Origin of the sequence: Frondihabitans peucedani (assembly GCF_039537585.1) — a bacterium.
GTDB classification, from domain to species: domain Bacteria; phylum Actinomycetota; class Actinomycetes; order Actinomycetales; family Microbacteriaceae; genus Frondihabitans; species Frondihabitans peucedani.
In genome coordinates this window covers 204,527-229,792 of record NZ_BAABAU010000001.1, presented here as the reverse complement: position 1 = coordinate 229,792, position 25,266 = coordinate 204,527, and the positions used below count along the sequence as shown (strand labels likewise).

Below are 25,266 nucleotides of genomic sequence, written 5' to 3'. Positions count from 1 at the left end.
GCTCTTCCCCCTCATCCCCGTTCTACTCAACGACGAAGGAGCACCACCCGTGAGCGACGACTACATCCTCGCCATCGACCAGGGCACGACATCCAGCCGGGCCATCGTCTTCGACCACTCCGGTTCGATCGTGTCGACCGGCCAGCTCGAGCACGAGCAGATCTTCCCCCGTGCCGGCTGGGTCGAGCACGACCCGAAGGAGATCTGGGAGAACACCCGCGAGGTCATCGGCCAGGCCCTCAGCCGCGCCAACATCACCCGCCACAACATCAAGGCCGTCGGCATCACCAACCAGCGCGAGACCGCGGTGGTCTGGGACAAGAACACCGGCGAGCCCGTCTACAACGCGATCGTCTGGCAGGACACGCGAACGCAGGAGATCGTCGACCGGTTCGCCGCCGACGGAGGCGTCGAGCGCTTCAAGGACATCGTCGGGCTGCCGCTCAGCACCTACTTCGCCGGCACCAAGATCGTCTGGATCCTGGAGAACGTCGAGGGCGCCCGCGAGAAGGCCGAGGCGGGCGACCTCCTCTTCGGCACCACCGACACGTGGGTGCTCTGGAACCTCACCGGCGGAACCGACGGCGGCGTGCACGTCACCGACGTCACCAACGCCTCCCGGACGCTCTTCCTCGACCTCGAGACGCTCGAGTGGCGCCAGGACATCCTCGACGTCTTCGGGGTCCCGAAGTCGATGCTGCCCGAGGTGAAGTCGTCGTCCGAGATCTACGGCTACGCCTCGTCGTCGTCGCTCCTCCGCGAGGTCCCGATCGCCGGCATCCTGGGCGACCAGCAGGCCGCGACCTTCGGCCAGGCCGCGTTCGACCAGGGCGAGTCGAAGAACACCTACGGCACCGGCAACTTCCTGATCTTCAACACCGGCACCGAGAAGGTGCGGAGCGAGAACGGCCTCCTCACGACGATCGGCTACAAGCTCGGCGACGGACCGATCCACTACGCCCTCGAAGGATCGATCGCCGTGACGGGCTCGCTGATCCAGTGGCTCCGCGACAACCTGGGCATCATCAACTCGGCTCCCGAGGTCGAGGCCCTGGCCACCACGGTCGAGGACAACGGCGGCGTGTACTTCGTGCCGGCGTTCTCCGGCCTGTTCGCTCCGTACTGGCGCTCGGACGCGCGGGGTGCCCTGGTCGGCATGACGCGCTACGTCAACAAGGGCCACATCGCCCGTGCCGCCCTGGAGGCGACGGCGTTCCAGACCCGCGAGGTGCTCGACGCGGTCAACGCCGACTCCGGCGTCGACCTCACCGAGCTGAAGGTCGACGGCGGCATGACGGCGAACGACGCCCTCATGCAGTTCCAGGCCGACATCCTGAACGTGCCCGTGGTCCGGCCCGTCGTGGCCGAGACGACGGCACTCGGCGCCGCCTACGCCGCGGGCCTCGCGGTCGGCTTCTGGGAGAACCTCGACGACCTGCGCGCGAACTGGCAGCAGTCGAAGCGCTGGGAGCCGAACATGGACGCCGACGAGCGCGAGCGCCAGCTCCGCCTCTGGAAGAAGGCCGTGACGAAGACGTTCGACTGGGTCGACTCCGACGTCAGCTGACGCTCTCCGCGCGTGACGAAGGCCCGGCAGGATCGCTCCTGCCGGGCCTTCCACGTGCGTGTCACCGTCGAGTCGCGGCCACCCACTCGGCCAGCTTGGCCGACGCGAGACCGGCGTCGATGGCCTCGGCCGCGACGCGGAGCTGCTCGCGGAACCGCGTGACGATCGGGCGGTCGCGCTGCGCGGGATCCTGCGCGAGACGGAACGCCACGAGGCCGGCCGCCGCGTTCAGGAGCACGATGTCGCGCACCGCCCCCTTCTCGCCGTCGAGCACCCTCCGTGCCACGGCGGCGTTGTGCAGGGCGTCGCGGCCGAGGAGGTCGTCGATCGACACGCGCGGCAGGCCGAGCTCGACAGGATCGAGATCGTGCTCCGTGACCGACCCGCCGGACACCTCCCAGATGTGGCTGTGACCGGTCGTCGTGAGCTCGTCGAGCCCGTCGTCGCCGCGGAAGACGAGCGCGGTCGCGCCGCGCGTCTGGAACACGCCGACGATCAGGCCGACCTTCGACGCATTGGCCACTCCGACGGCGCTCGCCTCGGGCCGGGCGGGGTTCGTCAGCGGGCCCAGGAAGTTGAAGACCGTCGGCACGCCGATCTCGCGCCGCGTCGCCGCCGCGTGCTTGAAGCCGGGGTGGAACGCCGCCGCGTACGCGAAGGTGATGCCGACCTCGCCGAGGACCTCCGCGACCCGCGCAGGATCACGAGACAGATCGACTCCGAGGGCGCTCAGCACGTCGGACGACCCGGACGCGGAGCTCGCGGCCCGGTTGCCGTGCTTGATGACGGGGACACCCGACGAAGCGACCACGATCGAGGCCATCGTCGAGATGTTGACGGTCCCGAACCGGTCGCCGCCGGTGCCGACGATGTCAACCCCCATGGAATCGACGGGGAGCGGCAGAGCGTGCGCCAGGATCGCGTCGCGGAAGCCCACGATCTCGTCGACCGTCTCGCCCTTGGCCCGGAGAGCGACCAGGAAGGCGGCCAGCTGGGCCGGAGTCGCCTCCCCCACCATGACGCTCTCCATGGCCCACGTGGCATCGGCGATGGACAGGTCGTCGCCCTCGAGCAGCGCGTCGATGATTCGGGGCCAGGACAGAGCGTCGGTCATGCTTCTCAGCCTACTGAGCGGCTTCTCTCAGATAGCTCGATGTCGAGACTGGCACTCTTTCGCAGCGGGGCAAGCTGCACTTTTTCAGCCATAATGGCTCTTGTGACAAGTACCCCTCTCGCAAGAACCACTGGTGCACCGGTCGTCAACCGGCCGAGCACCGCTGCCGTCGGCACCATCGTCTGGCTCGGAAGCGAGGTGATGTTCTTCGCCGGCCTGTTCGCGATCTACTTCACGCTCCGCAGCACGTCGCCCGAGCTGTGGGCGTCGCAGACGACGAAGCTCGACGTGCCCTTCGCGGCGTTCAACACGATCACCCTGGTGCTCTCGAGCGTCACCTGCCAGTTCGGCGTCTTCGCCGCCGAGCGCCTGCAGGGCAAGCGCACCGGCCGGCTGTTCCAGGTCAGCAAGTGGGGCCTCGTCGAGTGGTTCTTCCTCACGTACGCCATGGGCGCCACGTTCGTCGCGCTGCAGACGTACGAGTACACCAACCTGATCTCCGAGCACGTGACGCTGCAGTCCAGTGCCTACGGCTCCGCCTTCTACCTCACGACCGGCTTCCACGCCGCGCACGTGACCGGCGGTCTCATCTGCTTCCTGTTCATCATCGGTCGCGCCTACGCGGTCAAGAACTTCGGACACCGCGAGGCCACCAGCGCCATCGTGATCTCGTACTACTGGCACTTCGTCGACGTGGTGTGGATCGGCCTGTTCCTGGTCATCTACATCCTCAAATAGGCATTGGATCCACGCAGCGCAATGAACCTCAGAAAAGCAGCCTCCACGTCCAAGACGACCGGCGCCACTTCCTCCAAGAAGCGCGCCGGTCGCCGCTCCCCGCTCGCGACCGTCTCGCTGATCCTGGTCGGCCTCCTGACCACCGGCGGGGCGTACGCCCTGTTCACGTCGACGGCCACCGCCGACACGAACACCGGCAGCGGTGCGTCCCAGTCGCAGGTCAACGAGGGCAAGAAGCTCTTCGCGGCGAACTGCGCGACCTGCCACGGGCTCTCCGCAGCGGGCACCGCGTCCGGCCCGAGCCTGATCGGCGTCGGCTCGGCCGCCGTCGACTTCCAGGTCGGCACCGGTCGCATGCCGCTGGCCGCCGACGGCCCGCAGGCGCTCGAGAAGCCCGCACAGTTCACCAACGCGCAGACGCAGGCCATGGCCGCCTACATCGCCTCCCTCGGCACCGGCCCCTCCGAGCCGAGCTCGAAGTACCTCGGTGCCGACGGCAACGCCGCGAAGGGCGCCGAGCTCTTCCGCATCAACTGCGCCATGTGCCACAACGTCGCCGGTGCCGGCGGCGCGCTGACCGAGGGCAAGTTCGCCCCCAACCTCAAGGGCACGTCCTCCAAGCACATCTACGAGGCCATGCTCACCGGCCCGCAGAACATGCCCGTGTTCAACGACCTGAACATCACGCCGCAAGACAAAGCGGACATCATCACGTACCTGAAGTACCTCGAGAAGAACCCGTCCCCGGGCGGGTTCCAGCTGGGCGACCTCGGTCCGGTGTCGGAAGGCCTCTTCATCTGGATCTTCGGTCTCGGCGCAATCGTCGCGATCACGGTCTGGCTGACGGCCCGCTCCAACTAGCCCCTCTCTTTCTCGCTCGGCATGTGACGAGCGGGTCCTGTACTCACCGAAAGGCAGCACCATGGCAGATCACGACGACGAGGCCCCGGCAACGGGCTCGGCTGTCGCGAAGAGCGAGCCGCAGAAGATCTCCGCCGGCACGGCGGTCATCCCGGCGGAGCCCTTCGAGAACCCGGGCGAGCCGCCGCACCGGCTCCGCGTCACCGACAAAGACCCCGTCGAGGAGAAGAAGGCGGCCCGTCAGGTCTCCACGCTGTTCTTCGCGTCGGTCATCTTCAGCTGCCTCGCTGTCGCCGCCTACATCGTGTTCCCGATCAGGCCGGGCGACACCGGCTCCATCCGGCTGAACAACCTCTTCCTCGGTCTCGGCATCGCCCTCGGACTCCTTGCCATCGGCGTGGGCGCCGTCCACTGGTCGAAGACGCTCATGCCCGTGCAGGAGATCACCGAGATGCGTCACCTGACGCGCGGGACCGACGCCACGCGCGCCAAGGCCGCCGAGGTGTTCGAGCTGGGCAACAAGGAGTCCGGCTTCGGGCGCCGCAGCCTCATCCGCAACAGCCTCTTCGGAGCTCTCGCGGCCTTCATCCTGCCGGGCATCGTGATCTTCCGTGACCTCGGTCCGAAGACGGATCCCAATGTCACGCTCCGGCACACCCTGTGGAAAAAGGGCATGCACCTCACCCTCGATCCCTCCGGCACCCGCATCAAGGCGTCGGACGTCACCCTCGGTTCGGCCTTCCACGTCATCCCGGAAGCCCTGCTCGACTCTGACGACCTGCTCGAAGAGAAAGCCAAAGCTGCCGTCCTCCTCATGAGGCTCAAGCCTGAAGACCTGCACGAACCCGCAGGCCGCGAAGACTGGCAGTACAACGGAATCGTTGCCTATTCCAAGATCTGCACGCACGTCGGCTGCCCCGTGGCACTGTACGAGCAGCAGACACACCACCTGCTCTGCCCCTGCCACCAGTCGACGTTCGACGTCACCGAGAACTGCAAGGTCATCTTCGGGCCGGCCTCACGGCCGCTCCCGCAGCTGCCCATCATGGTCGACGACGAGGGCTACCTGGTTGCACAGAGCGATTTCCACGAGCCGGTTGGCCCGAGTTTCTGGGAGCGAGACCGATGAGCACACTCACCGAACCCCACGTGACGTCCTACGCCGAACAGGGCAATGCGCCCCTCCGCCCTGCAAAGGGCAGCAAGTTCATGGGCGCCGCCGCAAACTACATCGACGAGCGCACCAGCATCTCCGGCCTGGTCAAAGAGGTGGGTCGCAAGATCTTCCCCGACCACTGGTCGTTCATGCTCGGTGAGGTCGCCCTCTACAGCTTCGTCGTGATCCTGCTCTCGGGCACCTTCCTGACGTTCTTCTTCCAGCCGTCCATGGCCGAGGTCACCTACCAGGGGTCGTACGTGCCCCTCAAGGGCATCGACATGTCGGCCGCCATGCAGTCGGCGCTGAACATCTCGTTCGACATCCGCGGCGGTCTGCTCTTCCGGCAGATCCACCACTGGGCGGCGCTGCTGTTCATCGCGGCCATCGGCCTGCACATGCTGCGCATCTACTTCACCGGTGCGTTCCGCAAGCCGCGCGAGCTGAACTGGTTCATCGGCTTCGTCCTCTTCATCCTGGCTCTGGCCGAGGGCTTCACCGGCTACTCGCTGCCTGACGACCTGCTCTCCGGAAACGGCCTGCGGATCATCGACGGCATGGTGAAGGGCATCCCGGTCATCGGCGTCTGGATCTCGTACCTCCTCTTCGGCGGAGAGTTCCCCGGCACCGCGGTCGTCAGCCGCCTGTACTCGCTGCACATCATGCTGCTCCCGGCCCTGCTGATCGCCATGCTCGGCGCGCACCTCCTGCTGCTCGTCATCAACAAGCACACGCAGTTCGCGGGCCCCGGCAAGACGAACGACAACGTGGTGGGCGTGCCGGTCATGCCGGTCTTCGCAGCCAAGGCCGGTGGCTTCTTCTTCATCGTCTTCGGTGTCATCGTCCTGATCGCGTCGCTCTTCACGATCAACCCGATCTGGAACTACGGCCCCTACGACCCCTCCCCGGTGTCGGCGGGTACGCAGCCTGACTGGTACATCGGCTTCGCGGACGGCGCTCTGCGTCTCGTGCCCCCGCACTGGGAAGTCGTCTGGGGCGGCTACACCGTCTCGTTCAACATCCTGATCCCGATCGCCGTCCTCATGGGCCTGCTCGCCACGGTGGCGTTCTACCCCTTCATCGAGGGCTGGGTCACCGGCGACAAGCGCGAGCACCACATCCTCGACCGTCCGCGCAACGCGCCGACCCGCACCGCCATCGGCGCGGCTCTCATGACGCTCTACGCGGCCCTCTGGGGTGCTGCCTCGTCCGACCTCATGGCGACTCACTTCAAGCTGTCGATCGACCAGGTCATCCACGTCATGCAGTTCTTCGCCGTGGTCGGCCCGTTCATCGCCTTCTGGATCACCAAGCGCGTCTGCCTCGGCCTCCAGAAGAAAGACCGCGAGATCGCTCTCCACGGGCACGAGTCGGGTCGTATCGTCCGCCTCCCCGGCGGCGAGTTCATCGAGGTCCACACCCCGCTCACCGAGTACGAGCGCTGGACCCTGGTCAGCTTCAACGAGTACGAGCCGCTCATGGTCCGTCCGAACGAGCGTGGCGTCGTCACGCCGATCGAGCGCCTGCGTGCCTCCGTCTCCGGCTTCTTCTTCGAGGACCGCATTTCGCCGGTCACGAAGGCGGAGATCGACGCTGCTCACCACGACTCGCACGCTGCGATCGACGGTGGCCCCGGCGGCAAGCACTAGGTCACACCGCTCCTCCCCCGCGCGGCCCGTCCACACCTTCCAGTGTGGCGGGCCGTTCGGCTTTTGTGGGGTCGTGGTGGTGCGCTTCTCGACGTAGCACTAGTCGTCGCCTCTCCCCCCGGCTGGAGCGACGTCTACGGTGATCTCGGGTGAGCCTGCCGCCATGCGCAAACCATCCCCGCGTCGACACATCGCACTTCGACATAGTCCCAGCCCGTCAAAGCGTGTCGAACTGCGATCTCGGCGAGCCTGCCGTCCTGCTCAAACGATCCCCCGCGTCGAGAGCGCACTACTCTCGTCGCCTTCTGGTCGACTTTGGCGACGCTTACTGCGATCTCGGCGAGCCTGTCGTCCTCCTCAAACCATGCCGGCCTCGAGAGCGCACTACTCGTCGCCTTCCGGTCAACTATGGCGACGTCTACTGCGATCTCGGCGACCCTGCCGCCTTGCTCCAACCATCCCCGCGTCGAGATCGCACTTCGACATAGTCCCAGCCCGTCAAAGCGTGTCGAACTGCGATGTCGGCGAGCCTGCCGTCCTGCTCAACCCATCCCCCCGTCGAGATCGCACTACACGTCACCTTCCGGTCAACTATGGCGACGCCTACCGCGGTCTCGGCGAGCCTGCCGCCATGCTCAAACCATTCCGGCTTCGACATCGCACTTCGACATGACCCCGCCCGTCAAGACTTGTCGAACTGCGATCTCGGCGGCCTCTGCTCGACTCATCGAGCTCCTATCGCTCGGGGTGTCCAGGGGCGGCAGAACCCTCACGACGACGCCAGGAGAGCCCTCGGAGGCGGCGGGACCAGATCGCAGGAGAAGTCGCCCCAGCGAGACGTGAGCGGCGTCTACTGCGATCTCGACGAGGTGCCTGACGACTCCACAGCACGGTAACCAAAGACACGTGCGACGCGCGTGAGGAACGAGCCGGCAGCGGGGTCACGACCTCAAGCCGCCAGTGCCTAGGCAAACGGCCGCGGCAGCTCCAGAACGCAGGAGGAGTCGCCTCCGCGAGACGAGAGCGACGCCTCCCGCGATCTCGACAGGCTCGCTCCGGCCAGCAATAGCAGCAGCTGCCGCTGCACACAACGAAGCGGGGCACCACCCGAAGGTGATGCCCCGCTCGAATGCAGGAGGACCAGGCCGCCTAGTGGCGGTAGACCCCGCGGTAGTTCTCGTAGACCCAGCCGACGAGGGCGACCGCAGTGATTGCAGCACCGAAGAAGATCAGCCACATGCCCACGGCGAGAGCCAGGAACACCATGGTGCAACCGGCCGCGAGGACGATGGGCCACCAGCTGAACGGGTTGAAGAACCCGATCTCGGGGTCGCCGTCGTCGATCTCGGCGTCGAGGCGGTCTTCGGGGAGCTCGCCGGTCTGCGCGAAGTGCGACCGGTTCATGTAGTAGGCCAGGAAGATCGACAGGATGCCGGCAAGACCGATACCCAGCGTGCCCGTCCACTCGACCGCCTTGAACTCCTGCGACAGCAGGCTCCACACGGTGTACGCCGCGTCGGCCAGGAAGAAGAAGACGGCCAGGATCCAGAAGATGTTCGATTGCGCTCTCATGGACGGACTACTTCACTTTCTCTTGCGCGGCGTCGTAGGTGGGCGCATCCGGTGCGTCCTTCAACGGGCCGATACCGACGGGCAGGCCGGCCTCGGGGTGGTTCAGGTCGAACGCGGGAGACTCCGAACGGATGCGCGGGATCGACGTGAAGTTGTGGCGAGGCGGCGGGCAGGAGGTCGCCCACTCGAGCGAGCGGCCGTAGCCCCAAGGGTCGTTCACCTGAACCTTGGGCGCGAGCCTGGCGGTGATGTAGACGTTGTAGATGAAGGGCAGCATCGAGACGCCGAGGAGCATGGCGCCGGTGGTCGACAGCTGGTTCATCCACGTGAAGCCGTCTTCGGGCTGGTAGGTCGCGTACCGACGCGGCATGCCCATGACGCCCAGCCAGTGCTGGATGAGGAACGTGGTGTGGAAGCCGACGAACAGGAGCCAGAAGTGGATCTTGCCGAGACGCTCGTTGAGCATCTTGCCGGTCCACTTGGGCCACCAGAAGTAGAAGCCGGAGAACATCGCGAACACGACGGTGCCGAACACCACGTAGTGGAAGTGGGCGACGACGAAGTATGAGTCGGACACGTGGAAGTCGAGCGGCGGCGAAGCCAGGATGACACCGGTCAGACCACCGAACGTGAACGTGATCAGGAAGCCGATCGCCCAGAGCATCGGGGTCTCGAACGTGATCGAGCCGCGCCACATGGTGCCCACCCAGTTGAAGATCTTCACGCCCGTCGGGACGGCGATGAGCATCGTCATCAGCGAGAAGAAGGGCAGGAGGACCGAGCCGGTGACGTACATGTGGTGCGCCCATACGGTGACGGACAGTGCGGCGATGGAGATGGTCGCGTAGACGAGGGTCTTATAGCCGAAGATCGGCTTCCGGCTGAAGACCGGGAAGACCTCCGACACGATGCCGAAGAACGGCAAAGCGATGATGTAGACCTCGGGGTGCCCGAAGAACCAGAACAGGTGCTGCCACAGGATCGCGCCGCCGTTGGCGGGGTTGAAGACGTTCGCGTCGAACACGCGGTCGAAGCCGAGGCCGAAGAGTGCTGCAGCCAGGACCGGGAACGCCATGATCACGAGGATCGAGGTGATGAGCGTGTTCCAGGTGAAGATCGGCATGCGGAACATCGTCATGCCGGGGGCGCGCATCGTGATGATCGTGGTGATGAAGTTGACGCCACCGAGGATCGTCGAGAAGCCGGTCAGCGCCAGGCCGAAGACCCAGAGGTTTCCGCCGAGACCCGGTGTGAATGTCGTGTCGGACAGAGGCGCGTAGGCGAACCATCCGAAAGAGGCCGCACCGGCCGGGGTCAGGAAGCCGGCGACGACGACGATCGCGCCGAAGAAGTAGAGCCAGAACGCGAAGCCGTTGAGTCGCGGGAAGGCGACGTCGGGGGCACCGATCTGCAGGGGCATGATCGCGTTCGCGAAGCCCGAGAAGAGGGGCGTCGCGAACAGCAGCAGCATGATCGTGCCGTGCATGGTGAAGAGCTGGTTGTACTGCTCCTTCGTCTCGACGACGGACAGCCCGGGCGCAGCGAGCTGAGCGCGGATGACCAGCGCCATGACGCCGCCGATGAGGAAGTAGAGGAACGAGGTGATCAGGTACATGTACCCGAGGACCTTGTGGTCGGTCGACGTGATCCAGCGGACGACGGTGTTGCCCTTGCGGCCGACCCGGGTCGTGGTGAAGTCCTGGCTGGAGGACTGCCCGCCTGTGGCAGGACGTGTTGCGGTGGCTGAGCTCATCGAATTCTGCCTGCCTTACTTACTCGAGGTGCTGTCGGTGCCTGCGGCGACCGGAGCCTTGTTGTCGGGCTGGTTGGTGTTGGTGTTGTACTGGTCGCCCAGGTCACCGACGTTGCCCTCGGCGCGGAGCTTGTCGAGGTACGCCTGGTAGGCGCTCGGCGACACGACTTTCACGTTGAAGAGCATCAGGGAGTGGTACTCGCCGCACAGCTCGGCGCACTTGCCGGCGTACGTGCCCTCTTTCAGAGGCGTGAAGTACTCGTAGTTGGTCTTGCCTGCGATCAGGTCTTTCTTGTACAGGAAGTCGACGACCCAGAACGAGTGGTTGACATCGCGCGACTTGAGGATGATCTCGACCGACTTGCCCTTGGGCAGGTAGAGGGTCGGGAGCTTCGACTCGTCGACGTTGCCGTTGCCGAGCTCCTGCGCCTGGATGCCCTGGGTGTACACGCTGTTCTTCTTGTCAGCCGTGTCCATGTAGTTGAAGTCCCAGGCCCAGCGCTTGCCGTAGACGGTGATCGTCGTGTCGGGGTTCGCCGTCGGCTTCTCGATGGCCGCCTGGTCGCGCGCGGTGAAGAAGAAGAACCCGAGCACGAGGAACAGCGGGACGATCGTGTAGAAGATCTCGATCGGCATGTTGTAGCGGAGCTGCACGGGGAGCCCGGTCTGGCTCTTGCGACGGCGGTACACCACGACGGCCCAGATGATGAGGCTCCACGTGATGATGCCGACGCCGAGGAGGACGATCCAGGACGTGACCCAGAGGCCGATGATGCTGTTCACGTGGTTCGTGGTGCCGGCCTCGGTGGGAAGCCACCCCTGGAGCTGCTGTTGAGTACACCCGGCGAGGGCGAGGACCAGGACTGCAGCCACGGGAATGGCTGCGAGTCGGAGACGACGTTTTGAGCGCACTGTTACCTCTCGGATGACTCAACTGTGGGGCGCGCACCGCTTCTCAGGAAGAGACGGAGCACGCTTAGCCTACTCGCAGCCACGAGGTCTCTCTCTCCTCTGGAGGGGCGGTTCGCTCGACGTGGAAGGAACTTCGCCGGGGGACGACGAAGGGGAACCGCCCTCCTGGGTGGTTCCCCTCCGTCGTCTGGATGCCGCCTCCACGAGAGCCGACGAGCGCGAGCCCGACCGACAGGAGGCGAGGCGTCAGTGGAAGCTGTCGCCGCAGGCGCAGCTGCCCTGCGCGTTGGGGTTGTCGATCGTGAAGCCCTGCTTCTCGATGGTGTCTTCGAAGTCGATCGAGGCGCCGTCGAGGTACGGGACGCTCATCTTGTCGACGACGACCTCGACACCGTCGAAGTCGCGAAGCGCGTCGTTCTCGAGGAGCCGCTCGTCGAAGTAGAGCTGGTAGATGAGGCCCGAGCAGCCGCCGGGCTGGACGGCGACGCGCAGACGCAGGTCGTCGCGGCCCTCCTGGGTGAGGAGGCTCTTGACCTTGCCTGCGGCGGTGTCGGAGAGCCCGACACCGTGGGTCGGGTACTCGATCTTCAGAGCGTCAGTGGTCGCAGCGGGTGCGGTAGCGATGTCGGTCATGGTGCCTCCTTCGAGCTGAGGGGTGCGCGAAGCGCACGTCCCCTCAAGTGTAAGCAGGTCAGGAACGCGCGTCGAGCCTCGCGAGCAGGAGCGCCTCGCTCAGGATCGACCGGTGGAACACGCCGAGGTGCTGCGACTCGTTCGGCGAGTGCGCCCGCGTGTCGGGGTCCTCGACCCCGGTGACCAGGATCTGGGCCTCGGGGAAGACCTCCGCGAGGTCCGCGATGAACGGGATCGAGCCTCCTGCGCCCACCTGCTGCGCGGGCTGGCCCCAGCCCTCCTCGAGCGCCTGCATCCCCTCGGCGACGCCCCAGCCGGAGGTGTCGACGAGGAACGCGTTGCCGCGGTCGACGTCGGTGATCTCGACGCGGGCACCGAACGGAGCGTGCTCGAGGAGGTGCTTCTCGAGCGCGTCGTAGGCGTCGGCGGCCGTCTGGCCGGGGGCGACGCGGGCGCTTATCTTGACCGAGATCTCGGGGCTCAGGGTGTTCGAGGCGTTGACGACGCTCGGCGCGTCGATGCCCGTGACCGTGATCGACGGCTTCGACCAGAGACGGCTCAGGATGTGCCCGGTGCCGATCGGCGAGACGCCCTCGAGGAGGCCGGTCTCCTCGCGGAGCTGCTCCTCCGGGTAGTCGGGGTAGTCGGCGTCGCGACTCGTCAGCCCGGCGACCGCCACGGATCCTGCGTCGTCGTGGAGCGTGGCGAGCAGCTTGATCATGGCGAGCATGCCGTCGGGCACCGCTCCCCCGTTCATGCCGGAGTGCGACGCGTGCGACAGCGTCTTGACGGTGAGCTTGAAGGTGACGTTGCCGCGGAGGCCGACGGTGAGTCCGGGCACGGTGGTCGACGGGTTGTCGGCGTCGGCGACCACGATCAGGTCGGCGGCGAGCTCCTCGCGGTGCTGCGCGAGGAAGTTCGTGAACGAGCGCGAGCCGAACTCCTCCTCGCCCTCGATGAAGACGACGACGCCCACCTGGAGGTCGTCGCCGAGGATCTCGTGGACCGCGCGGAGGGCCGCGACGTGCGTCATCACTCCGGCCTTGTCGTCGGAGGCGCCGCGGCCGTAGAGACGGTCGCCGCGGACCGTCGGCTCGAAGGGCGGGGTCTCCCAGAGCGCAGGATCGCCCTCCGGCTGCACGTCGTGGTGCGCGTAGAGGAGGACCGTCGGACGGCCGTTCCTCGCCATCCGCACTGCGAGGACCGCCGGGTGCCCGAGGACGTCGCCCTCGATCGGGGCCCTGGAGGTGGCGACGCTGTCGAAGAGGCCGGTGCTCTCGACGAGGGCCCGGACGGCCTCGGAGCTCCGCTCGACGTTCGCAGGATCGAAGGAGTCCCACGACACCGAGGGGATCTTGACGAGCGAGGAGAGGTCGGCGATCGACGACGGCAGACCGCCCTGGACGGCCTCCCTGATCCTCCCTGCGAGTTCCGGGTCGGTCGCGGTCACGGGGTAGGAGGTCTCACTCATGACAGGTAATCTTAGGTTCTTCGACGATACGCGAGGATCACCCGTGGCCAAGGCACCCATCATCTCCCCCGACAACTCCACCGACGGCAGCTCGACGACCGTCAACGGCACCGCCACCGGCAAGGGGCGCCCCACGCCGACCCGCAAGGAGCGCGAGGCCGCCAACCAGCGTCCGCTCGTCGCCAAGGGCAAGGAGGCCCAGAAGGCGCAGCGCGACCGTGTCGCCGAGCAGCGCAACCGTGCCCGCATCGGCCTCGCGAACGGCGAGGAGAAGTTCCTGCCGGCACGCGACCGCGGCCCGCAGCGCCGCTTCGTCCGCGACTACGTCGACGCCCGCTACAGCGTCGGCGAGGCGATGATCCCGATCATGGTCGTCGTGATCCTGCTCAGCCTCGTGCCGAACGCCTCGTCGATCGTCCTGATCCTGCTCTGGGCCTACTTCATCGTCGCCATCATCGACTGCCTCCTCGTCGGGCAGCGGATCCGCCGCAAGCTGGGCGACAAGGTCGGCGCCGACAAGATCGAGTCGGGTCTCCGCTGGTACGCGGCCATGCGCGCGCTGCAGCTGAAGCCGATGCGCCTGCCCAAGCCGCAGGTGAAGCGCGGCCAGTTCCCGAGCTGAGCAGCCTCGCCACGCGCATTCCGGCCCCGGACACCGTCAACGACTGGTGTCCCGGGCCGGACTGCGTGTCGGGACGATCGCGCGACGAGATCGTCGAACCCAGGCGCCCCGTTTCAGCCGCGACGCAGCTCGCGCAGGCCGCGGTTGATCTGGCGGGCCCAGAGCGGGCCGAGGTAGAGGAACCCCGTGTAGCCCTGCACCAGGGTCGCGCCGGCCTCGAGCCGCTCGTGGACGTCGCGGGCGGTGAAGACGCCGCCCACCGAGATGACGCAGAGCTCCCTGGGCACGATCGAGCGCACGATCCGGAGGACCTCGAGCGACCGGGCTGCGACGGGCTCGCCCGAGAGCCCGCCGGCACCGGCTGCCTCGACGAGCGCGGGGCTCGAGGTGAGGCCGTCGCGGGAGATCGTCGTGTTGGTGGCGATGACGCCGTCGAGACCGAGGTCGAGGACGAGGCGGGAGACGTCGCGGACGGCGTCGTCGTCGAGGTCGGGGGCGATCTTCACCAGGACGGGCGTGCTGCCCGCGGCGTCTCGCACCGCGGTCAGGAGCGGGGTCAGCTTCTCGATCTCCTGCAGGCCGCGGAGGCCGGGCGTGTTGGGCGACGAGACGTTCACCGCGAGGTAGTCGGCCAGGGGCGCCAGCAGCCGGGTCGACACGAGGTAGTCGGCGACGGCGTCGTCGACCTCGACGACCCGGCTCTTGCCGATGTTGACGCCGATGACGGGCCGGTGCCGCTGGTGTCGCGCCCGCCCGATGACGCCGGCGGCCCGGACGGCGCCGCCGTTGTTGAAGCCCATGCGGTTGACGACCGCGCGGTCGGCGACGAGGCGGAAGAGGCGCGGACGCTCGTTGCCGGGCTGCGGCTTGGCCGTGATGGTGCCCACCTCGACGTGCCCGAAGCCGAGCGCCCCGAGCCCGGCGATGCCGGTGGCGTCTTTGTCGAAGCCCGCCGCGACACCGAACGGCGACGGGAACCTCAGGCCGAGGGTCTCGACGCGCAGCGACCGGTGCGGCCGTGTCGCTCGTCGGACGACCGTGCGCAGGATCGGGACCCGCGGCACGGCGCGGATGAACCGGAACGCGAAGTGGTGGGCCCGCTCCGGGTCCATCCTGACGAAGAAGTTCGTGAAGACGAACTGGTAGAGGCCGCCCCGAGGCGACGGCGTCTCGGCGGAGGTCTCCTGCGACGTCGTCACCGGTCGGCCGCCGCGGAGCCCGTGGTGGCCTGCTTGTCGGCGTGGTCTTGGCGGAGGGTCCGGATCGACTCCTCGAAGTCGTCGAGCGACTCGAAGGCCTGGTAGACGCTCGCGAACCGGAGGTAGGCGACCTCGTCGAGGTCGCGGAGGGGCGGCAGGATCGCGAGCCCCACCTCGTTCGCATCGATCTGAGACGCGCCGCTGGCCCGCACGGCCTCCTCCACCTTCTGCGCGAGCACGGCGAGGTCGCCGTCGGTCACGGGCCTCCCCTGGCAGGCCTTCCGGACGCCGGAGATGATCTTCTCGCGGCTGAAGGGCTCGAGGACGCCGTTGCGCTTGATCACCGCGAGGCTGGCCGTCTCGGTCGTCGAGAACCGGCGACCGCAGTTGGGGCACTGGCGCCGACGACGGATGGACGTGCCGTCGTCGCTGGTGCGGGAGTCGACGACTCGGGAATCGGGGTGACGGCAGAAGGGGCAGAACATGGTGGCCTCAGGATATCGTGCGACGTCGGGCGATCAGGTGGTCGGACCGCAGCGCTACGGCCGGTCGAAGCGCGCTGCCACGGCCTCGCCGTGCGCGGGCAGGAGCTCGGCGCGCGAGAGGGCGATGAGGCGCTCGGCGACCGCCTCGAGCGGCTCGGCCCCGTAGCGGACGATCTGCTGCGGCCGCAGGAACGTGTAGGCCCCGAGGCCGGGTGAGAAGCGGGCCTGCCCGCCGGTCGGCAGCACGTGGTTCGATCCCGCGAGGTAGTCGCCGAGGCTGACCGGCGTGTGCGGGCCGACGAAGACGGCGCCGGCGTTCTGGATGAGGCCCAGCGTGGCGTCGTCGTCGGCGGTCTGGATCTCGAGGTGCTCCGGGCCGTAGGCGTTGCTGAAGGCCGCCGCGGCCTCGAGGTCGTCGACGAGGACGACGGCCGACTGCTGGCCGGCGAGGGCTGTGAGGACCCGCTCGGCGCTGGCCGTGAGTGGCGCGAGGCGCTCGACCTCGGCCACGACGCGCGCGCCGAACTCGGCCGAGTCGGTGACCAGGACCGCCGACGCCTGCTCGTCGTGCTCGGCCTGGCTGATGAGGTCGACGGCGACGAGGGTCGCGTCGGCGGTGGCGTCGGCGATGACCAGGATCTCGGTCGCCCCGGCCTCGGAGTCGATGCCCACCACGCCGCGCACGAGGCGCTTGGCCGCTGCCACGAAGTTGTTGCCGGGCCCCGTGATGACCTGCACCGGCTCGAGCCCGAGCGAGTCGACGCCGTAGGCCAGGGCACCGATGGCACCGGCTCCGCCGATCGAGTAGACCTCGTCGATGCCGAGGAGGCCTGCGGCGCCGAGGATGGTGGGGTGGACGGACCCGCCGAAGGCGGCCTGAGCCGGAGACACCAGGGCGATGGAGGAGACGCCGGCGACCTGTGCGGGCACGACGTTCATGACGACGCTCGACGGATAGACGGCCTTGCCGCCGGGGACGTAGACGCCGGCCCGCTCCACCGGCTGCCACCGCTGCAGGATCGTGGCGCCCGGTGCCGGGTGCGTCGTCTGCTCGGGCGGCACCTGGGCCGCGCTGGACGCGGTGACCCGGGCGATCGACTCGACGAGTGCCTCGCGGACCAGGGGGTCGAGCGCGTCCACAGCGCTCTGGATCTCGGCGGCGGAGACCCGGAGGGCCGCGGGGCGGACCCGGTCGAAGCGCTCGGCCTGATCGAGCAGGGCGTCGGCGCCCCGCTCGCGGACGGCGGCGATGAGCTCCGCAGCGGCCTCGGTGGCGACGGACACGTCGACCCGGGCGCGCGGGATGAGAGCGAGGAGCTCGCTTCGGCTGGGCTTCTGCCCGCGGAGATCGGTGGTCTGGATCATGGCCGTCCAAGACTATCGGGAGGGTCGGCCAGGGGCCTGACCGATGTCGGGGGCTGTGGATAGCGTGGCGGCATGCCTTCTGTCGCGCGCCGCTGCTCGGGAGCAGGGGCGGGCGGATCCTGCGCGGGCGAGGTGCCGGCCGACGCACCGGTGCCCCTCTGCGACCGCCACCTCGCCCTCGCCCACGACTTCGTCGACGACGACTCGGGCGTCGTCGATCTGGCCGAGGAGCCCTGCCCCGCCTGCGGCTCACGCCTCGCGGTCCGGTACCCGTCGGGTCGAGCGTGCGGGGTCTGCGAGTGGCGCTTCGGCGACGTGGTCGACTCCGAGCTGCCGGCGCCCCGCGTCGACGTCGTCTACTACCTCAGGTTCGAGGGCAGGATCAAGATCGGCACGACAGCCAACCCGCGGCAGCGTCTGGCGCGCCTGTGGCACGACGAGCTGCTCGCCTTCGAGCGCGGCGACCGGCAGGTCGAGCACGCGCGGCACGTGCAGTTCGCGGCCTGTCGGCTGGGCCGGAGCGAGTGGTTCGACCGCTCCCCCGAACTCGAGGCCCACGTGGCGCTGATCGCCGAAGGGCAGCCCGACCCGTGGGACGCGCACGCGCGGTGGGTGAGCGCGGCGCTGTCGCTCCGGGTGTGAGCAGCAGGGCGCCTCAGCGCAGGAGGTAGGCGTCGACGATGAGCGCGCCGCGGATGACGCGGAGCTCGTCGACGAGCGCCTCGAGCGCCTTCTTCGAGAGGCTGCCGACCTGCAGGTCATGCGGGCCGAGAGCGGGCAGGCGGCCCGTGCGGATGCGGACGACCTCCCATCCTGCCCCTCGGAGAGCCCTGTCTTTACGACGGTCGGCCTCTTCTCGCCGGCCCACGTGCTCGAGCCCGAAGCGCCCCGTCGAGTCGTACTCGACGGCGACCCGGAGCTCGGGCAGGATCACGTCGGGCCAGGCCTCGAGGTGATCGAAGAACGGGCGGGCGAGCCGGATGGCGTTGAGGCCCGCGGTGAACTCCAGGCGCTCGAGGAGGAACGCACGGAGCTCACCTTCGACGGCGGACGCGGGCGACGGGGCACAGACGCTGGCGAAGGGCTCGCCGGCCGGGAGAGCCGGGGTCTTGGAGCAGACGGTGCTCGCGGCCGGGCGAGCAGCCTGCCGTGACCGGCGCGCCGGGGCAGGCGCGGCAGAGGCGGGACGGGCGGGCGCAGCAGAAGCACCAGAGGCAGCAGCAGCACCGGCAGCACCACCAGCGCGCCGAACCGCGGGAGCGACCGCCCGCGGCCCGGCCGGCGCCTCGGCCACCGGCCCCTCGCGCATCGGCATGGCGGGCGTGCGGGGCCGCGCCCCCTCGAGGCAGTCCGGGCACCACGAGGAGCGGCGGCGCTCCCGCTCCCGCCCCGGACGGGAGCGCTGCTCGGCGGGCGTCGCGACGAAGACGTGCCCGACGTCGCACTGCCAGCACAGGAACACGTCGGCCGCCGGCGGGATCTGGCTGAGGACGATGCCGTCGTTGAACTCGGGGTGGTACTGGCGCACCAGCATCGGGAACGACTGCCACGCGTCGCGGTAGCTGCCGACGGGGTAGGGCACCTCGGCCCCGCGGGACACCTGGCGCCTCGACCACCACTGGCGGATCGGCTCGGGCATGCCTCAGACGGTAGGGCGAGCCACCGACATCGACGCGGGCAGAGCCGGCACCGCGCGCCCTACAGCAGGCAGCCCGGCCCGAGCAGGCTCTTCAGCTCGCCGTAGAGGTCGGCCGTGATGTCGACCGGCATCGGGATCTCGAAGGTGCGCGCGTTGTCGCCCTTCAACAGGCGGAGGCGCACCTCGGTGCTCCCGGAGTGCCGGCCGAGGACGGCGCCGAGCTCCGTGACGACGTCGGTGGTGGCGCGGAACTCGGGCATGCTCAGCACGAGCGGGCCGTTGCTCGCCGCGACCCCGAGGTCGGGCTGGAACATGCTCACGGCGTGGAGGTTCATGCCGTCGTCGCGGACGCTCACGCGCCCCTTCAGGACGATGATGGCGTCGCCCACGAGGGTCGGCCCGAACTCCTGGTAGGTCTTCCCGAGGAACATGGCGCTGATCTCGCCGGAGAAGTCCTCGACGGTGATGATGCCGTACGGGTTGCCGGAGTTCCGGGCGACGCGGTGCTGGACGCTGGTGATGAGACCCGCGACGGTGACGGTCTCGCCGTCGATGGAGTCGTCGCTCGAGGTGATGTGCGTGACCGTCGTCGACGCGTGCTTGGCCAGCTGGAGCTCGAGACCGGCCAGCGGGTGGTCGGAGACGTAGAGGCCGAGCATGTCGCGTTCGAAGGCGAGCTTGTCGCGCTTCGACCACTCCGGCCGGGCCGGCACCTGCTGGACCTGCTCGGGTTCGTCCCACAGCGAGTCGAAGTCGAAGCCGACCTGGCCGTTCGCCTCGGCCCGCTTCTCGCTGACCGCGGCCTCGACGGCGCTCTCGTGGATCTCGACCAGGGCGCGCCGCGTGTCGCCGAGAGAGTCGAAGGCGCCGGCCTTTACCAGCGACTCGATGGTGCGCTTGTTGGCGACGGGGATCGGCACCTTGCGGAGGAAGTCGTGGAACGACGAGAAGGCGCCCTTCTCCTGCCGGGCGGCGATGATGTGGTCGACGACGTTGAAGCCGACGTTCCGCACCGCGCCCATGCCGAAGCGGATGTCTTCGCCGACGGCCGCGAAGAACCCGATCGACTCGTTCACGTCGGGCGGCAGGACCTTGATGCCCATGCGGCGGCACTCGTTGAGGTAGAGGCCGAGCTTGTCGCGCGAGTCGCCGACGCTCGTGAGGAGCGCGGCCATGTACTCGGCCGGGTAGTGCGCCTTGAGGTAGGCGGTCCAGTACGAGACGACGCCGTAGGCGGCCGAGTGCGCCTTGTTGAAGGCGTAGTCGGAGAAGGGCAGCAGGATGTCCCAGATCTTCTGGACGGCGTCGGCGGAGTACCCGTTGTCGACCATGCCCTGCTGGAAGCCGGCGAACTGCTTGTCGAGCTCGGACTTCTTCTTCTTGCCCATGGCGCGGCGCAGGATGTCGGCCTGCCCGAGGGAGAAGCCGGCGAGCTTCTGCGCGACGCTCATCACCTGCTCCTGGTAGATGATCAGGCCGTAGGTGCCGCCGAGGACCTCGCGGAGCGGCTCCTCGAGCTCGGGGTGGATGCCCGTGATCTCTTGGAGGCCGTTCTTGCGGAGCGCGTAGTTGGTGTGAGAGTTCGCACCCATGGGCCCGGGGCGGTAGAGCGCGATGACCGCCGAGATGTCTTCGAAGTTGTCGGGCTTCATCAGCCGGAGGAGACCGCGCATGGGCCCGCCGTCGAGCTGGAACACGCCGAGGGTGTCGCCGGAGGCCAGGAGGTCGTAGGCGCCCTTGTCGTCGAGCTCGAGCTCTTCGAGCACGAGGTCGAAGCCGCGGTTCGTCTTGATGTTGTCGAGGGCGTCGTTGATGATCGTGAGGTTGCGGAGCCCCAGGAAGTCCATCTTGATCAGGCCGAGCGCCTCGGAGGCCGGATAGTCGAACTGCGTGACGATCTGGCCGTCCTGCTCGCGCTTCATGATCGGGATGATGTCGATCAGCGGATCGCTCGACATGATCACGCCCGCCGCGTGGACGCCCCACTGGCGCTTCAGCCCCTCGAGGCCGAGCGCGGTGTCGAAGACCGTCTTGGCCTCGGGGTCGCCCTCGACGACGGCCCGGATGTCGCCGGCCTCTTTGAAGCGCGGGTGCTCGCGGTCGAAGATGCCCGTCAGCGGGATGTCCTTGCCCATGATCGCGGGCGGCATCGCCTTCGTCAGCTTCTCGCCCATGCCGAACGGGAAGCCGAGCACGCGCGAGGAGTCCTTGAGGGCCTGCTTCGCCTTGATCGTGCCGTAGGTGACGATCTGGGCCACGCGCTCGGAGCCGTACTTCTCGGTCACGTAGTTGATGACCTCGGTGCGGCGTCGGTCGTCGAAGTCGACGTCGAAGTCGGGCATCGACACGCGGTCGGGGTTGAGGAAGCGCTCGAAGATCAGGCCGTGCCGGATCGGGTCGAGGTCGGTGATCCGCATGGCGTATGCGGCCATCGACCCGGCGCCGGACCCACGGCCGGGGCCGACCCGGATGCCGTGGTCTTTCGACCAGTTGATGAAGTCGGCCACGACGAGGAAGTATCCGGGGAAGCCCATCTGCGCGATGACGCCGACCTCGTAGTCGGCCCGCTCGCGGACCTCGGGCGTGATGCCGTCGGGGTAGCGGTAGGCGAGGCCCTTCTCGACCTCCTTCTTGAACCAGGTCTCCTCGGTCTCGCCCTCGGGGACGGGGTACCGGGGCATGTAGTTCGCCTCGGTGTCGAACTTCACCTCGCATCGCTCGGCGATGAGGAGGGTGTTGTCGCAGGCCTCGGGGTGGTCGCGGAAGAGGTGGCGCATCTGCGCGGCCGACTTCAGGTAGAACTCGTCGGCGTCGAACTTGAAGCGGTTGGGGTCGCTGAGGGTGGACCCGGACTGCACGCACAGGAGCGCGGCGTGGCTCGTGGCGTCGTGCTCGTGCGTGTAGTGGAGGTCGTTGGTCGCGACGAGCGGGAGGTCGAGCTGCTTCGCCAGGCGGAGCAGGTCGTCCATGATCCGGCGCTCGATGCCGAGCCCGTGGTCCATGATCTCGGCGAAGTAGTTCTCGCGGCCGAAGATGTCGCGGAAGTCGCTCGCCGCCTGGACTGCGGCGTCGTACTGGCCGAGGCGGAGGCGCGTCTGCACCTCGCCGCTCGGGCAGCCGGTGGTCGCGATCAGGCCCTTGGCGTGCTCCGACAGGATCTCGCGATCCATCCGCGGCTTGAAGTAGTAGCCCTCGAGCGACGCCTTCGACGACAGCCGGAACAGGTTGTGCATGCCCTCGGTCGACTCCGACAAAAGAGTCATGTGCGTGTACGCGCCGGCGCCGGAGACGTCGTCACGCCCGCCGTCGCCCCATTTCACGCGGGTCTTGTCGGACCGGTGGGTGCCGGGCGTGATGTAGGCCTCGGTGCCGATGATCGGCTTGATGCCGGCGTCGGTGGCGGTCTTGTAGAAGTCGAACGCGCCGAAGACGTTGCCGTGGTCGGTGACCGCGACCGCGGGCATGCCCTGCTTGGCGGCCTCTTCGATGAGGGGCTTGACCCGCGCGGCCCCGTCGAGCATCGAGTATTCGCTGTGCACGTGGAGGTGCACGAAGGAATCGGTGCTCGTGGGCAAAGCGCCTCCTGGAGGGTCGTCGCGAGTGGGGCGGAATCAGCCTAACCGGGGCCGCCGACATCGTCGGGCGTGTCGCTCTCAGGCGGCGCGGAGGACCTCGAGGGCGTGCCGGAGGTCGTCCGGGTAGGTCGACCGGAACTCCACCCACTCCCCCGTGGCGGGGTGGTGGAAGGCGAGCTGGACGGCGTGCAGCCACTGCCTCGTCAGACCCAGGCGGGCCGACAGCGTCGGGTCGGCGCCGTAGAGCGTGTCGCCCACGCAGGGGTGCCGCTGAGCGGCCATGTGGACCCGGATCTGGTGCGTGCGCCCGGTCTCGAGGTGGATCTCGAGGAGCGAGGCGGCGCGGAAGGCCTCGACCGTCTCGTAGTGCGTGACCGAGGGCTTGCCGTCGACGACGACCGCGAACTTCCAGGACGAGGAGGGGTGGCGGCCCAGCGGGGCGTCGATCGTGCCGGTGAGCGGGTCGGGGTGGCCCTGCACGACCGCGTTGTAGATCTTCTCGACCGTCCGCTCGCGGAACGCCTGCTTGAGCAGCGTGTACGCGCGCTCCGACTTCGCGACGACCATGAGCCCGGAGGTCCCGACGTCGAGGCGGTGCACGATGCCGGCGCGCTCGGCGGCGCCGCTGGTGGAGATCGCGAAGCCGGCTGCGGCGAGTCCGCCGAGGACGGTGGGCCCGGTCCAGCCGACCGAGGGGTGAGCGGCGACGCCCACCGGCTTGTCGACGACCACGATGTCGTCGTCGTCGTGGACGATGTCCATGCCGGGCACGGACGCCGCGACCACGGACGGCCCCTGACGCGGCTCCCAGGTGACCTCGAGCCACGATCCTGCGTCGAGGCGGTCGGACTTGCCGACGGTCTTCTGGTCGACCGTGACCCCGCCCGCGGCCGCCACCTCGGCGGCGAAGGTCCGGCTGAAGCCGAGCAGCTTCGCGAGAGCGGCGTCGACGCGCTCGCCCGCCAGCCCGTCGGGGACCGGCAGCGACCTCGTCTCGCTCACGAGTCGTCTCGGGCGGGAGCGGAAGCGACCGGGTGCGCAGGATCGACGCCCGAGGCCTCGTCGGAACCCACGCCGTCGGCGTCGACGCGCTTCGAGGCCCGCACCCCGTCGAGCCCCACGCCGAGCAGCGTCAGCAGCAGCAGGAGCCCCATGCTCGACACGATGAAGGTGTCGGCGACGTTGAAGATGGCGGGCAGGATCCACGGGAGGTAGATGAAGTCGACGACGTGGCCGACGCCGAAGCCGGGCTCCCGGAAGAGCCGGTCGGTGAGGTTGCCGAGCGTGCCGCCGAGGAGCATCCCGAGCATGAGCGCCCAGCGGAACGAGTGGATCCTGCGCGCGAAGACGATGATCGCGACCACGACCGCCGCAGCGGCGAGGGAGAAGACCCAGGTCGACCCGGTCGCGAGCGAGAACGCCGCTCCGGGGTTCTTCACGAAGTGGAGCCTCAGCCAGGGGCCCAGGACGTCGACGTCTTGTCCGAGCGTCAGGTTGTGCGTGACCAGCCACTTGGTGCCCTGGTCGAGCAGATAGACGATGACAGCGACGAAGGCCAGTGTCAGCAGCATGCGGACACTGGCCTTCGTCGCGGCCGTGCTAGTTCGAGCCAAAGCCCTGGTAGCTCGCGGGCGCGCTGGACTGAGCCGAGACGGGCTCGGGTGCCGAGCCGGCCCCGTCGCCCTCGAGCTCGCGCAGCTGGCCCTCGATGTAGCCCTTCAGCTTCTGGCGGTACTCGCTCTCGAAGCTGCGGAGGCTCTCGATGCGGTGCTCGAGACCGATGCGCTCGTTGTCGAGGCGCTCGACCTGCGCACGCTGCTCGTTCTCGATCTTCTCGGCGCGGGCGCGGTACTCGTTGTCGAACTGCTCCGTGCGGGCCTTCTGCTCGGCCTCGATCTTCTCGACCTGCGCGCGGTGCTCGGCCTCGAACTGCTCGACTTGGGCGCGCTGAGCGGCCTCGGCCTCGGAGACGATGCGGGCGGCGGTGGCGTGACCCTCGGCGATGAGCTGGTCGCGCTTCTCGATGCCCTCGCGGACGTGCTCCTCGTGGAGACGGCGGGCGAGCTGCAGCAGGTTGTTGGTGCTGGTGGTCTCGTCGGCGCTCGGGGCGGTGTACGCCGGGGGTGCGGAGACGGCGGCGGCGGCAGGGGCCGGTGCCGGGGTCGGCTCGGGCTCGGGGGTCGGCTCGGGAGCTGCGGCGACGGGCTCGGGCTCGGCGACCGGAGTCGGCTCGGGCGCGGCGGGAGCGGAGGCGACCGGGGCGGCAGCAGGAGCGGCGGAGGCCGACTTCTGGAGCTCCTCGATGCGCGACTCGCCGGCGGCGAGGCGCTGGCGGAGCTCTTCGTTCTCCTGGCCGAGTCGGCGGAGCTCGACGACGACCTCGTCGAGGAAGTCGTCGACCTCGTCTTGGTCGTAGCCCTCACGGAACTTCGTCGGCTGGAACCGCTTGTTGACTACGTCTTCCGGCGTCAAAGCCATTGCCGTCACCTCGTGAATCTTCTGGATCGTGGTTTGTGGGGGTGTCTCCCCCGTGCTGCAGGACCCGGATGGGACCGTGCGGAGACACCGTGCGCGGACAGCCTACAACGACAACAGTCGACCTGACCTGCAGGCTGAAGGTCGCGTCGCGGCTTCCGGCCGCTAGAGGGCGGAGCGCGACACGGCGGAGGCGACGCTCATGAGGATGACCACCGCGAGCATCACGATGCTCCATCCGAAGTCGAGCGCGACCGAGCCGAGCCGGATCGGGGGGAGCACGCGGCGGATCGCCTTGATGGGCGGATCGGTCGTCGTGTAGGTCACCTCGGCGAGCACCAGGAGGGCGCCGCGGGGGCGGTAGCTCCGGCTCACGGACTGCGTGAGGTCGAAGATGAACCGCGCCCACATCAGCAGGAAGAAGACGAACAGTGCGACGTAGACGATCGTCGCGAAGAGGTGGACGATCATGGGTGGGCC

The 25,266-nt window shown here is 68.3% G+C and carries 22 protein-coding genes; 7 read left to right on the top strand and 15 right to left on the bottom strand.

Annotated features, from left to right (window positions below):
* The first annotated feature begins 49 nt into the window (after positions 1-49).
* Complete coding sequence (gene glpK / locus ABD733_RS01040) at positions 50-1,567, top strand: glycerol kinase GlpK (protein WP_344793189.1); 1,518 nt, start codon at positions 50-52, stop codon at positions 1,565-1,567.
* A gap of 61 nt (positions 1,568-1,628) precedes the next feature.
* On the opposite strand, the gene trpD is transcribed toward glpK, so the two are convergent.
* Entirely contained in the window at positions 1,629-2,681 is a 1,053-nt protein-coding gene (gene trpD / locus ABD733_RS01035) for an anthranilate phosphoribosyltransferase (RefSeq protein ID WP_344793188.1), read from the bottom strand.
* Between the two features lie 93 nt (positions 2,682-2,774).
* Between trpD and ctaE the strand changes: the two genes are divergently transcribed.
* The 4 genes from ctaE to qcrB all read left to right on the top strand — a co-directional run bounded on the left by ctaE (position 2,775) and on the right by qcrB (position 7,085).
* Positions 2,775-3,419, top strand: coding sequence for an aa3-type cytochrome oxidase subunit III (gene ctaE / locus ABD733_RS01030; RefSeq protein ID WP_344793187.1), 645 nt, complete (start codon positions 2,775-2,777; stop codon positions 3,417-3,419).
* Positions 3,420-3,440: 21 nt separating this feature from the next.
* Positions 3,441-4,280: a cytochrome bc1 complex diheme cytochrome c subunit gene (gene qcrC, locus ABD733_RS01025; RefSeq protein WP_344793186.1), complete on the top strand. Its 840-nt coding sequence runs from the start codon at positions 3,441-3,443 to the stop codon at positions 4,278-4,280.
* A gap of 61 nt (positions 4,281-4,341) precedes the next feature.
* Positions 4,342-5,409 carry a cytochrome bc1 complex Rieske iron-sulfur subunit gene (qcrA, locus tag ABD733_RS01020; RefSeq protein WP_344793185.1) on the top strand — a complete coding sequence of 356 codons (1,068 nt, stop codon included), beginning with the start codon at positions 4,342-4,344 and terminating at the stop codon, positions 5,407-5,409.
* Positions 5,406-7,085, top strand: a complete 1,680-nt coding sequence (gene qcrB / locus ABD733_RS01015) for a cytochrome bc1 complex cytochrome b subunit (protein ID WP_425552847.1) — start codon at positions 5,406-5,408, stop codon at positions 7,083-7,085. The genes qcrA and qcrB overlap by 4 nt, the downstream gene beginning before the upstream one ends.
* A gap of 1,149 nt (positions 7,086-8,234) precedes the next feature.
* Here qcrB and ABD733_RS01010 read toward each other — a convergent pair.
* From ABD733_RS01010 to ABD733_RS00990, 5 genes are all read right to left on the bottom strand, one after another.
* The gene (locus ABD733_RS01010; RefSeq protein WP_344793184.1) at positions 8,235-8,657 is read right to left on the bottom strand and encodes a cytochrome c oxidase subunit 4; all 423 of its coding nucleotides are present in this window, start codon (positions 8,655-8,657) and stop codon (positions 8,235-8,237) included.
* 7 nt (positions 8,658-8,664) lie between these two features.
* On the bottom strand, positions 8,665-10,410 hold the full coding sequence (gene ctaD, locus ABD733_RS01005; protein ID WP_344793183.1) for an aa3-type cytochrome oxidase subunit I: 1,746 nt from the start codon (positions 10,408-10,410) through the stop codon (positions 8,665-8,667).
* A gap of 15 nt (positions 10,411-10,425) precedes the next feature.
* The gene (ctaC, locus tag ABD733_RS01000; RefSeq protein WP_344793182.1) at positions 10,426-11,322 is read right to left on the bottom strand and encodes an aa3-type cytochrome oxidase subunit II; all 897 of its coding nucleotides are present in this window, start codon (positions 11,320-11,322) and stop codon (positions 10,426-10,428) included.
* A 246-nt stretch (positions 11,323-11,568) separates the two neighbouring features.
* The gene (locus ABD733_RS00995; protein ID WP_344793181.1) at positions 11,569-11,955 is read right to left on the bottom strand and encodes a HesB/IscA family protein; all 387 of its coding nucleotides are present in this window, start codon (positions 11,953-11,955) and stop codon (positions 11,569-11,571) included.
* Positions 11,956-12,013: 58 nt separating this feature from the next.
* Positions 12,014-13,426, bottom strand: coding sequence for a dipeptidase (locus tag ABD733_RS00990; RefSeq protein ID WP_344793180.1), 1,413 nt, complete (start codon positions 13,424-13,426; stop codon positions 12,014-12,016).
* Positions 13,427-13,469: 43 nt separating this feature from the next.
* On the opposite strand from ABD733_RS00990, the gene ABD733_RS00985 reads away from it, so the two are divergent.
* Positions 13,470-14,048 carry a DUF3043 domain-containing protein gene (locus tag ABD733_RS00985; protein ID WP_344793179.1) on the top strand — a complete coding sequence of 193 codons (579 nt, stop codon included), beginning with the start codon at positions 13,470-13,472 and terminating at the stop codon, positions 14,046-14,048.
* Positions 14,049-14,161: 113 nt separating this feature from the next.
* On the opposite strand, the gene ABD733_RS00980 is transcribed toward ABD733_RS00985, so the two are convergent.
* From ABD733_RS00980 to hisD, 3 genes are read right to left on the bottom strand one after another with little or no spacing between them, the layout of a single operon-like run.
* Positions 14,162-15,247, bottom strand: coding sequence for a quinone-dependent dihydroorotate dehydrogenase (locus tag ABD733_RS00980; protein WP_344793178.1), 1,086 nt, complete (start codon positions 15,245-15,247; stop codon positions 14,162-14,164).
* Positions 15,244-15,732, bottom strand: a complete 489-nt coding sequence (nrdR, locus tag ABD733_RS00975) for a transcriptional regulator NrdR (RefSeq protein WP_344793177.1) — start codon at positions 15,730-15,732, stop codon at positions 15,244-15,246. Before nrdR ends, ABD733_RS00980 begins: the two co-directional genes overlap by 4 nt.
* Before the next feature lie 54 nt (positions 15,733-15,786).
* Positions 15,787-17,097 (bottom strand): histidinol dehydrogenase, encoded by a 1,311-nt coding sequence (hisD, locus tag ABD733_RS00970; protein WP_344793176.1) that lies wholly within the window; start codon positions 17,095-17,097, stop codon positions 15,787-15,789.
* Positions 17,098-17,169: 72 nt separating this feature from the next.
* Between hisD and ABD733_RS00965 the strand changes: the two genes are divergently transcribed.
* Positions 17,170-17,739 carry a GIY-YIG nuclease family protein gene (locus ABD733_RS00965; protein ID WP_344793175.1) on the top strand — a complete coding sequence of 190 codons (570 nt, stop codon included), beginning with the start codon at positions 17,170-17,172 and terminating at the stop codon, positions 17,737-17,739.
* A gap of 13 nt (positions 17,740-17,752) precedes the next feature.
* Here ABD733_RS00965 and ABD733_RS00960 read toward each other — a convergent pair whose 3' ends face one another.
* The 6 genes from ABD733_RS00960 to ABD733_RS00935 all read right to left on the bottom strand — a co-directional run bounded on the left by ABD733_RS00960 (position 17,753) and on the right by ABD733_RS00935 (position 25,257).
* Entirely contained in the window at positions 17,753-18,736 is a 984-nt protein-coding gene (locus ABD733_RS00960) for a hypothetical protein (RefSeq protein WP_344793174.1), read from the bottom strand.
* A gap of 59 nt (positions 18,737-18,795) precedes the next feature.
* Positions 18,796-22,311, bottom strand: coding sequence for a DNA polymerase III subunit alpha (gene dnaE / locus ABD733_RS00955; RefSeq protein ID WP_344793173.1), 3,516 nt, complete (start codon positions 22,309-22,311; stop codon positions 18,796-18,798).
* A gap of 78 nt (positions 22,312-22,389) precedes the next feature.
* Positions 22,390-23,313 (bottom strand): RluA family pseudouridine synthase, encoded by a 924-nt coding sequence (locus ABD733_RS00950; protein WP_344793172.1) that lies wholly within the window; start codon positions 23,311-23,313, stop codon positions 22,390-22,392.
* Entirely contained in the window at positions 23,310-23,882 is a 573-nt protein-coding gene (gene lspA / locus ABD733_RS00945; protein ID WP_344793171.1) for a signal peptidase II, read from the bottom strand. The genes ABD733_RS00950 and lspA overlap by 4 nt, the downstream gene beginning before the upstream one ends.
* Positions 23,883-23,910: 28 nt before the next feature.
* Complete coding sequence (locus ABD733_RS00940) at positions 23,911-24,789, bottom strand: DivIVA domain-containing protein (RefSeq protein WP_344793170.1); 879 nt, start codon at positions 24,787-24,789, stop codon at positions 23,911-23,913.
* Positions 24,790-24,951: 162 nt separating this feature from the next.
* Positions 24,952-25,257: a YggT family protein gene (locus ABD733_RS00935; protein WP_344793169.1), complete on the bottom strand. Its 306-nt coding sequence runs from the start codon at positions 25,255-25,257 to the stop codon at positions 24,952-24,954.
* Positions 25,258-25,266 lie beyond the last annotated feature (9 nt).